Consider the following 12973-nt stretch of genomic DNA (forward strand, 5'->3'; position numbering starts at 1 on the left):
TCGGGGATAAACCGGTCCCCTTTAAATCCTGATTTTTCATAATATTGACATTTATTAGTCAACTTTTTTCAGGACGAGACAACGCATAAAAAAATCCCGCATTTGCGGGATTTTTTTTATGGCGTTTTAATTTCTACTTCAGCTTTTTTTTTGGAAATGGTTACGTTGTTTGTCGCCTCGCCATTTTTATTCTTTACACTGAATCCGTCATTACTCACACTAACTGAGGTTCCGTCCGGATTTTCTTCAGTCTTCTGAACAGTCACATTTGTAGTTGTGGTTGTTTGTGTCTGAGGTTCCGGAGTAGCTGGTGGAGCAGGATCTTCAACAGGTGGCGGTGTAACCGGTGGAACTGGTTCTTCTTTCTTTTTGCAGGATGCCATAAGGAGTATGGCAAGACCTGACATAAGAATTAATTTTTTCATGATCTTAAGTGTTACCTGGTTTATTTGTTAAAATTACAGTTTTTGAAAATAGATAAATCTATAAATAACTTAATTTTAAGATATTAACCCTATTCGTTTTGAATGCTCTATAGCTTCTTTGCTTTCCTTGAAATAACAGACAGCAACACCCATAGATTCCATATTTTTAACGGCTCTAACTGCTTTTTCTTTTTTAGCTGATCCTGTTTGGCGTATGTAAACAGCCTTGACGGTTAAAGGGAATATTTTGCATACATCTTCATATAAAAATGGATCGTGCTGAGAGTCGTCACCCAAAAGGGTGTATTGCAGGTGAGGGTAAAATTCGAGGATGTGCTTTATCTTGCCAAACTTATGCCCGTGATTTCCGCGCCCTGTGACAAAAAAATCCATAAGGCTGGTTTTAATGTCTTTTAAAAGCATTACGGCTCTTGGCAGGTCATGTTTTTCGGTAAACTTTACAATAAACCTATAAAGATTCCATTCACTGCTCGATACATAGAAGAAGGCATTTTGCTCATCTTTGTTATTTCTGCCTGCTGTACTCAAGGCCTGGTAATGTGGTACGACATCCTGAAAAATCTTACGGTCATTTACATTTCTGAATAGTAATATGTATATTTTTTTGAGTACGTTACGGGTATGGGAAACAAGAAAAGTATCGTCAATATCAGATATAAAACCTAAGTTGCCTTCGTGAGGTCTTATAAAGCTACCTTTTTCGATAATTTCTTTTCCTTCATGAAATGTGCTCACTTGGTAGTCCATCCATCCATGTCCTGCTCTCTCTTTTTCTTTTAGAGGGATGCAGAATTTAAAATAACCGTCGTCTAAAGCTTTGGTATGTATTTTGATTCCGTTATGTTCCAGATAAACATCAGCATTAGGTATGGTTTTTATGCGAAATACCTGTAGTACTGATTTTGCATTTTTAAAACGTTTCTTTTCAAATTCATAATTTCCCGGTGCCGATGTTCTTACAACATGACCAAAAACAATTAGTTCTTCTTCGTTGGCATAACCTCGGTATAGTTTTAGTATGGGCTTCATTAAAATTTATAAATTTGATAAGAGTTTCACTATTTCAATTTATCTAAATTTAGTAAAAAAACTAAGATGGCTTCCTTAAAGAAATGTTTAATGGTTGTTAATCCTATTTCAGGAGGCAACGATAAAACCGAATTAATAGATACAGCAACTCACTATTTAAAGGAAAGAGGTGTTGAGCTGGTTATGTTTGAAACTACCGGTAATGATGATGAAAAGGCAATCCATCAGCTATATGAAGAACATAAACCGGAACGTATATTAGTGGCCGGTGGTGACGGAACCATAAAGATAGTTGCTGAAGCCGTAGAAAAACATGATGTTGTGATTGGTGTATTGCCTGCCGGATCGGCCAATGGTCTGTCTGTAGATCTTAAGCTTTCCGTAGATATAAAAGAGAATCTTGATATCGCTTTTGGTGATTCTGTTATGGAAATGGATATGGTTTCCATTAATGGAAAAAAGAGCCTGCATTTGAGCGATATTGGAGCCAATGCAGAACTTATACGTAATTATGAAAATAGTTCTTTAAGAGGGAAATTAGGCTATGGCTTGCAGGCGCTTAATACGCTAACCGAACTTGATGATCCTTTTGAAGTTACGATTCATGCAAATGGTGTGACTCTGACTACTGAGGCACGAATGGTGGTAATAGCTAACACGCAAAAGTATGGGACAGGCGTAACCATTAATCCCGTAGGTATTATGGATGACGGTAAATTTGAGATTGTTATTCTCAAGAGCCTTAATATATTTCTGATAGGAAAAATACTTACCGGTAATATGCCGGTTGATGCTGATGAGGATGTTGAAATTATTTCTACTGATAATGCCCTTATCACGACCAACAGGGCAGTTAGTTTTCAGATTGATGGCGAGTATTGCGGAGAAGAGGAGCGTCTGGAGATAGAAGTGTTACACCGTCAGATGCGTGTTGCTGTTCCCTGATTATTTAAAAGGGTTTCGCTCTTTCCAGGTTATTTTTGGGTCAAAATAAGGGAATAGCCTCGGCATGAAAAGATTAATGATAGGATTGGTGTGTTTGATAATGCCAAACACCTGCTCTGCTCTTGCACCGACAGAGCTTTTTATTTCCATTGCTGATCTGGCGAATATTACATGTTTGAATTGCTTTTTTATGGCATAACTAACCATGTCGTAAAGCATATTCAGGTACAGCATTTTTTCTTTTTGAACTTTGTCGTCATAACCTAAAAAATAGGTGTCCATATCGCAGCCGTTTCTGATAAGTGTACTAAAGCCAACAAGCTCATTATTGATGAAATAGCCGTAAAATAAGAAGTTGTCCTTTAGTTGCTGTTTGAAAATTGTAAAATGATCTTCGGGTAGATGAAAGGTATTAAAGGATGCATTCCGGGCAACAGTCATGTACAGATCATGAATTCTTTGTTCCTGTTCTTTTATATCCTGCGCAGTAAGTTTTCTTTTTTCAATTCCCTCTGCTTTCTTTCGGGCACGGTTATATTGTGTGCGGTATTTGGTGTTTAAATCAGATAGATAATCATCAATAGACAGCCACTCCGGTTTGATGTCAAATATCATGTTAGGCTGTGTGCAAAACTGATAATATCCTTTAAATCCGGCAGTTTTAAAGTCAGGTAATTCATGAGCGTTAAAATCTTTTACCGCAAGCATATTTAGTCGTATCCTTTTCTTTTTATAGATATGGATTAATTCTTTTATGGTTTTTCGAAGTAATTTTAAAGCCTCTGATGTGGCTATTTCGTCGGTGAGTAAAAAAGCATTTTGTCCCGTAAGCATATTATTGCCTACTACAAGCGTATGGGATGTGAACAGACCAAAAACATAATCTTTAAAGCAAAAGCTTTTTTTATCTTCTACAAATGTATTTACCTTACTGAGGTCGATATGCTGAGCTAATGCAATACCACAAAGTTTATCATTCCTAAAAAGTCCTATAAAATGGCAATCCATGTTTTCAGGAGCTGCTTTTTCAAGAATGGACATATAGGCAACAGAAAGAAATATGTTGTTTTTGGAAATAGTATCCCAGTCTTCGGGAAGTGAAGCCGAAGTTGAATATATACGAAATGATAAGTCTGGTTTCAATGAGATAATGTTGGTACTGCTTTACAAGCTTACAGCAAATATAGAGATGACGAGCGGTATCTTGTTTTGTTACAAGTCCTGCTTACTTTGTTCTGAAGTCCGGTCACTAGGGGTGTAAAACAACAAATCTCCCGAAGGAGATTCATTGTATATTATTTAGTTTTCCCATGCACAGATGATACCACCCATTATGGTAAGGCAAACAATAAAATAGCCACCGTTAATAAGGATATATTTCCAGCTCTTTCTTTCAAAAAGTGCATTGATGCCTACTATAGGTAAAGCAAAGAAAAGCCCGGTCATGAATCCGTGAAGTGCACCATGTTTGAAGGTTCTGTAAGCCGTGCCATAGTCAACCATGAAAGCATGGTACGATGGTTTGATATCAGCTGCGGCAGGCCCCCCAACCATTCCTGATGCTCCAAACTGGTGGATAACGAGAAATTCAAGAATAAAGGCGATCATAAATGAAAACAGGATAGTAAGGCCAAAAATTTTAAACATGTTAGCGCCTTTTGCTTTCTCTTCAGTCATTCCGGTTTCATTCATCCAGATTGTTCCGAATACTTTTGGGTTATACCAGATGAAACCAACAGGTAATGTTGCTAATGCGGCTACAAGAATAGCCAGAAAATTGATTTGCATAATTGTTTTGTTTTAGTGTTTGGTATAACAAATTTATGTTTTTTTGTGAACGGATATCTAAAAATTGAATAATTACTTTTTTCAGCCTAAGAATTTTATGAAATTCCAAAAATGTCTGTTTTTCAGGTAGTTATTATCTGATTCATTACTGTATGCCTCTTTTTCAAAACAAATATTACGGTAAGCTTCTTTTTTGTCCTTACAACTGATCAGGCGTATTATATATTCGCATACATACCAGATGTAAAAGGGAATTATAAGCATTTCTGCCTGTTGGCGCAGGTGAATACGTTCGTGATTGATAAGCCTGTGATTTTCTTTCATCCTTTTATCGTGTAAAATGATAAATGGAAATAAAGCCATGCCGGCATATCCTTTCGGGATTAAATATTTAGATGTGATTAGTATCATTAAATGTAAAGTTCATAAATTTGCGCGTATGACAGGGCAAAATTCTGAAAATAAATTAACCGAAGGCGAAGATTATTATCTTTCACCCGAGGGGTACAAAGTGTTTACCGAAAGGTTTCATTTAAAGCGCGGTTACTGCTGTAAAAGCGGATGCCGCCATTGCCCATACGGTTACGATAAGAAAACAGGAACATTTAAAAAGTAAGCAGTGGTCAGTGATCAGTTGGCATCTATGCAAAACTGAACACTGGAAACTGAACACTGAACACTATAAAATATGACATTTCAGGAACAAATTCAGGAAGGAATACCTTCGGTTTTACCGGCTGTTAAGCCCTATGAAACGGACATCAATCATGCTCCGAAACGTAAAGAGATTCTAACTGCAGAGGAAAAAAAACTGGCACTTCGCAATGCGCTTCGTTATTTTGAGCCGAAACATCATGCAGAATTGATTAAAGAATTTACGGAAGAGCTTGAAAAATACGGACGTATTTATATGTACCGTCTTCGCCCTGATTATAAAATGTATGCCAGGCCTATTGATGAGTATCCGGGAAAATCAACCCAGGCAAAAGCTATTATGCTGATGATACAGAATAATCTGGATTATGCCGTGGCACAGCACCCGCACGAACTTATTACCTATGGTGGTAACGGGGCTGTATTCTCAAACTGGGCTCAGTACAGGCTTACCATGAAATACCTGAGCGAAATGACAGATGAGCAAACGCTGGTTATGTATTCAGGCCACCCAATGGGGTTGTTTCCTTCGCATAAGGAAGCGCCAAGGGTAGTGGTAACTAATGGTATGATGATTCCTAACTATTCTAAACCGGATGATTGGGAGAAATTCAATGCTCTTGGTGTTACCCAATACGGCCAGATGACTGCGGGTAGCTATATGTACATAGGTCCTCAGGGAATTGTGCATGGTACAACCATCACAGTTCTTAATGGTGGTAGAAAAATATCTAAGAACGGAGAAGGCCTTGAGGGTAAAGTGTTTGTTACTTCAGGTCTTGGAGGAATGAGTGGTGCTCAGCCTAAAGCAGGTAATATTGCCGGTTGCATTACTATTTGTGCCGAGGTAAATCCTAAAGCGGTACATACACGTCATTCTCAGGGATGGGTGGATGAAGTGATAACCGACGTTGACGCACTTATAAAGAGAGTTGAATTGGCAAAAGCCAATAAAGAAGTGGTTTCCATAGCTTACCAAGGTAATGTGGTAGAAGTATGGGAAGCATTTGATAAGCATAATATTTACATAGACTTGGGTAGTGACCAGACATCGCTGCACAATCCGTGGGCGGGAGGTTATTATCCTGTTGGTCTTTCGTTAGAAGAGTCAAATGCTATGATGGCCGAAAATCCTGAGCTGTTCAAAGAAAAAGTACAGGAGTCATTACGTCGTCAGGCTGCTGCTATCAATAAACATACGGCAAAAGGAACGTATTTCTTTGACTACGGAAATGCTTTCCTTCTTGAGGCATCGCGTGCCGGAGCAGATATTATGGCAGCTAATGGTATCGACTTTAAATACCCAAGTTATGTTCAGGATATTATGGGACCAATGTGTTTTGATTACGGATTCGGGCCATTCCGTTGGGTATGTGCTTCAGGTAAACCGGAGGATTTAGCCAAAACGGACGCTATTGCTGCTTCTGTATTGGAAGAAATGGCTAAAACGGCTCCGGACGAAATCAAACAGCAAATGCAGGACAACATTAAATGGATACACGGTGCGCAGGAGAATAAACTTGTGGTTGGTTCTCAGGCACGTATATTATATGCCGATGCGCAGGGTAGGATAAACATTGCCGAAGCATTCAATAAAGCCATTGCTAAAGGTGAAATAGGCCCTGTAGTTTTAGGTCGCGATCATCATGATGTATCGGGTACAGATTCTCCGTACCGTGAAACATCTAATATTTATGACGGTTCACGCTTTACAGCCGATATGGCCATCCATAACGTTATTGGAGACAGTTTCCGCGGGGCAACCTGGGTGAGCATTCACAATGGTGGTGGTGTAGGCTGGGGAGAGGTTATAAATGGCGGATTTGGTATGGTTCTTGATGGTTCTCCGGAGGCGTCAAGACGTTTAGAATCAATGCTTTTCTGGGATGTAAATAACGGGATCGCACGCCGAAGCTGGGCAAGAAATGAAGAAGCTGTTTTTGCTATAAAAAGAGCTATGGAAGTTCAGCCGCTGCTAAAGGTAACATTGCCAAATATAGTTGACGACGCTTTACTGGGCTAGATAATGGCGAAAGTTAATTATCGGCGCATTGTTTTTAATTGCTATGAACCATTAACTTTTAAAATTATGAAGACTGTAAAATTGCTCTCGTTACTGTTTATAACGGCCATTGCGGCTTCGTGCAGTTCTATATCGGTAAATTCTGATTATGATGATGCTACTGATTTTACACAGTATAAGACCTATGGCTTTTTAGATAAGGCTATAGAAAAGGCTGAAATATCCGATCTTGACAAAAAGAGGATAATAAATGCCATTGATGCCGAGTTCCAGAAGAAAGGATTTACAAAAAGTGATAATCCTGCCGTACTGGTTAACTTTTTTACCAAAGCAAACAAAGAGGTTAACGTAAACCAATGGGGTTACGGAGCCGGCTTTGGCTGGGGTTGGGGTTATGGCTGGGGCTGGGGAGGCCCCGGATACTGGGGAGGAAACTATACCACAGTAACGGAGTCTACCGAAGGAACACTTTTTATTGATCTGGTCGACACTAATAAGAAAGAACTGATTTGGCAGGGTGTAGGTACAGGAGTGCTGACCCTTGACCGTGAAAAGAAACAGGCAAGAATCAATGAGTTTGTTGCCGAGATCATGAAGCAATATCCTCCGCAGAAGAAAACGAAATAAGACAATAGAATCCGGGTTTTTAGCCCGGATTTTTTATTTATGAAATTTTTAAGAAAATATATAATAAAACATTGTTAAAGCACGTTATGTATTTACTGTTTTAATCAATTGTTATTTCAATTATTACTTTGTTTCTGTTTGCCACGGCTTCTGCCGTGGCTTTGCTTTTTAAATTCTGACTAATTTTTAACATCACTTTGAAAATTAGAGTAATTAAAATATATATTTTACGATTTAATAATGTTAAGTGAGAAATTCGTAATTTTACCCTGTAAATATTGTTCAGCACATTATGAATGCACCTATTGAAACAAACCCGCTTATAGACAGGCTTCCAAAACATCTGAAGCAGTTTATTAAACCTCAGGATTATAATGATTATACGCCTATAAATCAGGCTGTATGGCGCTATGTTATGCGTAAGAATGTAGATTACCTTAGTAAGGTAGCGCATAGTTCATATCTTGAAGGGCTTAAAAAGACGGGTATCGAAATTGATAATATCCCAAGTATGTATGGCATGAACAGGATATTGCAGGAGATAGGCTGGGCTGCAGTGGCAGTTGATGGCTTTATTCCGCCGAATGCATTCATGGAATTTCAGGCATACAACGTACTTGTAATTGCTTCGGATATCAGACAGCTGGAACATATAGAATATACTCCCGCTCCGGATATCATTCACGAAGGGGCAGGACATGCACCTATTATTGCGAATCCTGAATATGCTGAATATTTAAGACGTTTTGGAGAGATAGGTTGTAAAGCAATCTCTTCGGCTCATGATTATGAGATATATGAAGCTATCCGTTTGCTGTCAATCTTAAAAGAAGCTGAAGGTACACCACAGGAGGAAATCGATGCTATTGAAAAAAAGGTAGACGAATTGCAGAATGCAGTTGTTGAACCTTCAGAGATGGCACTTATTCGTAACCTGCACTGGTGGACTGTTGAATACGGACTTATAGGAACTGTTGAAGATCCTAAGATATATGGAGCAGGATTGCTTTCATCCATTGGTGAGAGTGCATGGTGTATGACCGATAATGTAAAAAAAGTACCCTACACAATAGAGGCAGCTTATCAGGGATTTGATATTACCAAACCACAGCCACAGCTTTATGTAACACCGGATTTTGCTTACCTGAGCCTTGTACTGGAAGAGTTTGCCAATAAAATGGCACTGCGTACGGGAGGTCTTAGCGGCGTACAGAAACTGATAAAATCAAAAGCACTGGGTACAATTGAACTTAGTACCGGAATTCAGATTTCAGGTGTATTTACAAACGTAATCGAAAACGAAGGTAAACCTGTTTATATACAGTCAACCGGTAAAACGGCATTATCATATAGAGAGAAAGAGCTTGTAGGTCATGGTACATCATACCATGCTGAAGGTTTTGGTAGCCCGGTAGGGAAACTGAAAGGTATCAATCTTTCGGTGGAAGATATGAGTCCGCGCGACTTGATGGCATACGATATTTATGAAGGCAAACGAGTTACTCTTGAATTTGAGGGTGATATTACTGTAAGTGGGGAAATCATCACTGGTACAAGGAATATTCAGGGCAAGATCATTATCATCAGCTTTAAAGACTGTACGGTTACTCATGGGGATACAGTGCTGTTCCAGCCTGAATGGGGTATCTATGATATGGCGGTAGGTAAAAAAGTGGTTTCTGCATTTTCAGGCCCTGCCGATGTAAACAGTTTTGATTTGGTAACGCACGTTCCATCAAGCAAAACCATTAAAGCTAAAAAATCTGCTGAACGAGAAGACCTTGAAGGTTTATACCTGAGCATTAGAAACATTCGCGAAGGAAAAGACTCAAATGGAAACTTTGGCAACATTTTTGCTTCTTTAAAAGAAAGACATGGAAACGATTGGTTGCTTTCGGTAGAAATTGCCGAGTTGGCCCATAAAAATAATAATCAGGAATTATTGCAGGATATAATGCTGCACCTGGATGCTGTTAAGAAGAAACGCCCTGAAGTGGCACATCTTATTGATGGCGGATTAGAACTTATATTTGAAAAAGAGAAAGTTTCTTAATTATCTAAAGAGCGCGAAAGCGCTCTTTTTTTATAATAATACATCTATAGTCTGCTCGTTTACTGCTTCACCATTATACTGTAGTTTCCATCCCATAGTATTGGTTAGGATAAGTATTTTAGAAAGCTCACTTATCAACCTGTTTTGCGCATTGGATTTTAATGTAGACTTCTCAATCTTCTTTCGCAGGCTTTCTTTTACCTGTTTATTGATCTTATTATAATCTTCGTGAGAGAATTCATTGAAGGTGCTTTCCTGAATGTCGTAAAACTTCAGATCGGGGCTGATCTTTATTTCTTCTTTCGGGATGTTTTTAATGGTAATGGTTTTGTTAGCTTCATTAATATCATATTCAATCTTGCTAAGATCATAACTTACGGTTACATCTGCATTGACTACAACCAAAGCTTTCTTTTCAAATGGAATTAAGAAGTATTTCTGCTGGTCTTTGAAAGTTAATACCTCTGAGTAATGTCCTTCGGTAACCACCAGCTTTCTTACATTGCGGAGTTGTTCCTGTATAAGAGCAGTTTCTTCTATCTCAGATGCATTATCCTTTTTAAATTCACAATATTTAAAGGCCAGAAATATCAGTATAACTGCAAGAATACCAGCGAGTATTTTACGAACCATTTTTTATTTTAAAGATAAGGAGAAATGTAACGTTTCTATGTTAGGATTGACTTAAAAAGACTGAAGATAATTTTAAAATGTAATATGCGAATGTTGTTTTTGTAATGTTTTTATCTTCTCATCCAGTTTTTGCAAAAATGCCTGATGCTGTTCCGTTTCCGGATTAAAAGGGCGGTGCGATAAACCTTTTTGAATGTTGTCTGCCAATTTCATGGTTTGTTGCGCTTCAGAGGCGATATAAGCCTCTGTGAAGCGTTCCCAGATATAATCTACGGCAATTGCCGATGGATGTATCATGTCTTTGGCATAGAAGCGATAATCGCGTAGCTCGTCCATCATTATTTCGTAAGACGGGAAGTAGTTTATCGTTTGCTGTTTGTTGTTTATCGTTTGATGAAGTGCAGAAATCAGGTTTGCTTTGCTCCACTGGTTTTCGGTAAAGCCGTCTTTAATGTGGCGTACCGGGGAAACAGTAAATATGAAATTCAATTTAGGGTTAACTTCTGTTGCCCTTGCAATGATACTTTCGAGGCTTTGTCTGATAGTTTCCGGAGAGAGCAATTCTTTAGTAAATTCTTTTTGCGGAACCTTATGGCAATTCGCAACGAGATTACCTGATGTATTATTACGGTATACCCATGCAGTGCCTAATGTTATGATCAGGTGTGTAGCTTCTTTTAATTCGGAGTAAGCCAAAGAGCAGGCTTGGTTAAGATTATTTAGTAATACTTCTTTATCGGGATGGCTTAGGTCAGAATGTGCATCAAAGCAATGCCAGAGATCATTAAGCTGAAAGATATCGGATTCAGTAAATTGCTTTTGCTGTAGCGCATAACCGATGAATTTTTCCAGAGCTAATGGATGAAACAATATCCCGAATGGATTTGTTGTATTCCTATATTTAAAGTAATCGAATTTCTGCCCAATATTAACGGCAAAGCACGAGCCCAAAGAGACTATTTTAGAATTGTAATCAATAGGGTGATTGCTTTTTACGATAGGTATAGGCGTACTGAATTGCATTACTTTAATTTTGAATGTAAACTTAAAAAAGAAAACCCAAACACTTAGTGTTTGGGTTTAATTATATAACCTTAGTAAGGATTATTCGTAGAAGTATTCTAAATAATATGTCTTGTATACCCCATTAGTTAAAATTTTTTGAGTTGATGTAATAGGGTAATTACTAAGGGCGTAAGTATATGTAAATATGTAATCACTTGTGTCATTCTTTTTGTAACCAAATAATAAATTGTTTTTAGATGAAGATTCAGGTTTCATGAATTCATTATATCCAGTTACATTTTTCATAGGATTTTTTTTATTATCAAATACGTTTGAATATGATCCTAAGTCGCCATCAAATTGGATAAGACTTTCTTCGCTTTGAGTGATAGTATATGTGCTGTCAAATGTCGTTTGAGATTCTAAGTCACCTATATATATGGTCATTGTTATAGTCCCATTCTCATTATAAGTATAAAGGGTTTTTGAGCCGCTTTCATAATTTAATTCTGTCTGGCTGATTAGATGAATTTGAGAAACTTTTCTATTATTGTTATCGTATTCTATATTATTTTGAATAGTTAATGTTCCTTCTGTAGTAATACTTTTGGTGATTAGATCTCCCGTATAAGTGTAAATAGTATTTCTGCCATTTGATCCATTTATACTTATGATTTTATTGTCATTATAAGTGTAATTATATGTAATTGTTGCTTCTCCTTCAGTAATATACGTTGTTTTTTTTAAAAGGGTATTGTCTTGAGGTGTTGTAACATTTGTGTTATCATCACTTGAACATGAAGTGAAAATAAATAAAGCAGTGGCAGCCAGAGCAAAAACTTTTCTCATTGTGTAATAAATAATTGGTTAAAATTGGTTGTAAATGTAGTAATTATAAAATGCCTGTCAAGGTTGGGTTTAAAAATACGTAATACCATTAAATAAGAAAAACCCAAACACTATGTGTTTGGGTTCTTAATTATATAACTTTAGAAAGGATTATTCGTAGGTGTATACAGTAGTACTTGTGTAACCACCGTTTACTTGTGTTTCTGTCTGCGTTAATGGATAATTAGCTGCATTGTAGGTGTATACAGTTGTGCTTTCCACAACAGAAGCACCTCCATTATACGAATAGGATTGTGATACTACATTTTCATTATAGAATTTTGTAGTTCCCATAGTATTGGCAAAAGCAATTTTGTCCATACCGGTGATGCCTTTTAGCGGATTGTTTTTTCCATCAAACGTATAGGTATAAACTTCGGTGTCCTCCCCAGTGCCATAAACTGTAGTAAGAGTGGTTTCAGTAATAGTTCCTGTTGCATCCTGAGTGAAACTATCCGGGTTGTCAATATTATCGCTGTAATATTCAGTGAATGATATTGTTCCGTTAGAATTATGTACGTATGTAGTTTTGTATACATCGTCTCCAAATTCGTCATCATAAGCGAATTCAGTATATGTTACCAGTTGGTTTTGAGAATTGTATTCGTAAGTATCTTTGTAGATCAATTGATTGTCGGCATCATATGATTTCCATTCGGTTATAAGATCTCCTGTATAAGTAATCACGCTTTTTTCACCATCATTGCTGTTTATCTCGATTAGTTTGTTGCCGTCATAAGTAAGGGTGCTAACAAAGTCGCCGTCAGAATCTGTTTCTGTAACTTTTATTAGTTTGTTCCCTGTCTGAGTGCTGTTAGAATCATCATCAGTACATGACACCATAAATAAGGCAATAGCTGCCATTGCAAGAATTTTTTTCAT

14 protein-coding genes are annotated in these 12973 nt (G+C 37.6%); 5 read left to right on the forward strand and 9 right to left on the reverse strand.

Annotated features, from left to right (window positions below):
* Nucleotides 1–116: 116 nt before the first annotated feature.
* Nucleotides 117–425 carry a hypothetical protein gene (locus ACFSR3_RS13250; protein ID WP_379821611.1) on the reverse strand — a complete coding sequence of 103 codons (309 nt, stop codon included), beginning with the start codon at nt 423–425 and terminating at the stop codon, nt 117–119.
* Between the two features lie 75 nt (nt 426–500).
* Nucleotides 501–1475, reverse strand: coding sequence for an App1 family protein (locus tag ACFSR3_RS13255; RefSeq protein WP_379821612.1), 975 nt, complete (start codon nt 1473–1475; stop codon nt 501–503).
* Nucleotides 1476–1565: 90 nt separating this feature from the next.
* Here ACFSR3_RS13255 and ACFSR3_RS13260 point away from each other — a divergent pair, with 90 nt between their 5' ends.
* Entirely contained in the window at nt 1566–2420 is an 855-nt protein-coding gene (locus ACFSR3_RS13260) for a diacylglycerol/lipid kinase family protein (protein WP_379821614.1), read from the forward strand.
* On the opposite strand, the gene ACFSR3_RS13265 is transcribed toward ACFSR3_RS13260, so the two are convergent.
* The 3 genes from ACFSR3_RS13265 to ACFSR3_RS13275 form a co-directional block, all read right to left on the reverse strand.
* Nucleotides 2421–3563 carry a peptidogalycan biosysnthesis protein gene (locus ACFSR3_RS13265; RefSeq protein WP_379821615.1) on the reverse strand — a complete coding sequence of 381 codons (1143 nt, stop codon included), beginning with the start codon at nt 3561–3563 and terminating at the stop codon, nt 2421–2423. It lies immediately after the preceding gene.
* Between the two features lie 156 nt (nt 3564–3719).
* Nucleotides 3720–4208, reverse strand: coding sequence for a DUF1761 domain-containing protein (locus ACFSR3_RS13270; RefSeq protein WP_379821617.1), 489 nt, complete (start codon nt 4206–4208; stop codon nt 3720–3722).
* 81 nt (nt 4209–4289) lie between these two features.
* A complete protein-coding gene (locus ACFSR3_RS13275; protein WP_379821619.1) occupies nt 4290–4619 on the reverse strand; it encodes a hypothetical protein in 330 nt (109 codons plus the stop codon).
* Nucleotides 4620–4647: 28 nt separating this feature from the next.
* On the opposite strand from ACFSR3_RS13275, the gene ACFSR3_RS13280 reads away from it, so the two are divergent.
* From ACFSR3_RS13280 to ACFSR3_RS13295, 4 genes are all read left to right on the forward strand, one after another.
* Nucleotides 4648–4824, forward strand: coding sequence for a DUF5522 domain-containing protein (locus ACFSR3_RS13280; protein ID WP_158537839.1), 177 nt, complete (start codon nt 4648–4650; stop codon nt 4822–4824).
* Between the two features lie 72 nt (nt 4825–4896).
* Nucleotides 4897–6885, forward strand: a complete 1989-nt coding sequence (locus tag ACFSR3_RS13285) for a urocanate hydratase (RefSeq protein ID WP_379821620.1) — start codon at nt 4897–4899, stop codon at nt 6883–6885.
* Nucleotides 6886–6951: 66 nt separating this feature from the next.
* Nucleotides 6952–7512 (forward strand): DUF4136 domain-containing protein, encoded by a 561-nt coding sequence (locus ACFSR3_RS13290; RefSeq protein ID WP_379821621.1) that lies wholly within the window; start codon nt 6952–6954, stop codon nt 7510–7512.
* A gap of 292 nt (nt 7513–7804) precedes the next feature.
* Nucleotides 7805–9565 carry an aromatic amino acid hydroxylase gene (locus ACFSR3_RS13295; RefSeq protein WP_379821622.1) on the forward strand — a complete coding sequence of 587 codons (1761 nt, stop codon included), beginning with the start codon at nt 7805–7807 and terminating at the stop codon, nt 9563–9565.
* 30 nt (nt 9566–9595) lie between these two features.
* On the opposite strand, the gene ACFSR3_RS13300 is transcribed toward ACFSR3_RS13295, so the two are convergent.
* From ACFSR3_RS13300 to ACFSR3_RS13315, 4 genes are all read right to left on the reverse strand, one after another.
* On the reverse strand, nt 9596–10198 hold the full coding sequence (locus tag ACFSR3_RS13300) for a DUF4230 domain-containing protein (RefSeq protein WP_379821624.1): 603 nt from the start codon (nt 10196–10198) through the stop codon (nt 9596–9598).
* Nucleotides 10199–10270: 72 nt separating this feature from the next.
* Nucleotides 10271–11221 carry a GSCFA domain-containing protein gene (locus tag ACFSR3_RS13305; protein ID WP_379821625.1) on the reverse strand — a complete coding sequence of 317 codons (951 nt, stop codon included), beginning with the start codon at nt 11219–11221 and terminating at the stop codon, nt 10271–10273.
* Nucleotides 11222–11302: 81 nt separating this feature from the next.
* Nucleotides 11303–12052 (reverse strand): hypothetical protein, encoded by a 750-nt coding sequence (locus ACFSR3_RS13310; RefSeq protein ID WP_379821626.1) that lies wholly within the window; start codon nt 12050–12052, stop codon nt 11303–11305.
* 150 nt (nt 12053–12202) lie between these two features.
* Complete coding sequence (locus ACFSR3_RS13315; RefSeq protein ID WP_379821628.1) at nt 12203–12973, reverse strand: hypothetical protein; 771 nt, start codon at nt 12971–12973, stop codon at nt 12203–12205.

The sequence above is a fragment of the Flavobacterium suzhouense genome (genome assembly GCF_042684765.1).
Classification (GTDB): Bacteria; Bacteroidota; Bacteroidia; order Flavobacteriales; family Flavobacteriaceae; genus Flavobacterium; species Flavobacterium suzhouense.

Excerpts from the sequence above, each read along its gene's own strand:
- ACFSR3_RS13250 (WP_379821611.1), bottom strand. The coding sequence starts at position 425 with ATGAAAAAATTAATTCTTATGTCAGGTCTTGCCATACTCCTTATGGCA.
- ACFSR3_RS13255 (WP_379821612.1), bottom strand. The coding sequence starts at position 1,475 with ATGAAGCCCATACTAAAACTATACCGAGGTTATGCCAACGAAGAAGAA.
- ACFSR3_RS13260 (WP_379821614.1), top strand. The coding sequence starts at position 1,566 with ATGGTTGTTAATCCTATTTCAGGAGGCAACGATAAAACCGAATTAATA.
- ACFSR3_RS13270 (WP_379821617.1), bottom strand. The coding sequence starts at position 4,208 with ATGCAAATCAATTTTCTGGCTATTCTTGTAGCCGCATTAGCAACATTA.
- ACFSR3_RS13275 (WP_379821619.1), bottom strand. The coding sequence starts at position 4,619 with ATGATACTAATCACATCTAAATATTTAATCCCGAAAGGATATGCCGGC.
- ACFSR3_RS13280 (WP_158537839.1), top strand. The coding sequence starts at position 4,648 with ATGACAGGGCAAAATTCTGAAAATAAATTAACCGAAGGCGAAGATTAT.
- ACFSR3_RS13285 (WP_379821620.1), top strand. The coding sequence starts at position 4,897 with ATGACATTTCAGGAACAAATTCAGGAAGGAATACCTTCGGTTTTACCG.
- ACFSR3_RS13290 (WP_379821621.1), top strand. The coding sequence starts at position 6,952 with ATGAAGACTGTAAAATTGCTCTCGTTACTGTTTATAACGGCCATTGCG.
- ACFSR3_RS13295 (WP_379821622.1), top strand. The coding sequence starts at position 7,805 with ATGAATGCACCTATTGAAACAAACCCGCTTATAGACAGGCTTCCAAAA.
- ACFSR3_RS13300 (WP_379821624.1), bottom strand. The coding sequence starts at position 10,198 with ATGGTTCGTAAAATACTCGCTGGTATTCTTGCAGTTATACTGATATTT.
- ACFSR3_RS13305 (WP_379821625.1), bottom strand. The coding sequence starts at position 11,221 with ATGCAATTCAGTACGCCTATACCTATCGTAAAAAGCAATCACCCTATT.
- ACFSR3_RS13310 (WP_379821626.1), bottom strand. The coding sequence starts at position 12,052 with ATGAGAAAAGTTTTTGCTCTGGCTGCCACTGCTTTATTTATTTTCACT.
- ACFSR3_RS13315 (WP_379821628.1), bottom strand. The coding sequence starts at position 12,973 with ATGAAAAAAATTCTTGCAATGGCAGCTATTGCCTTATTTATGGTGTCA.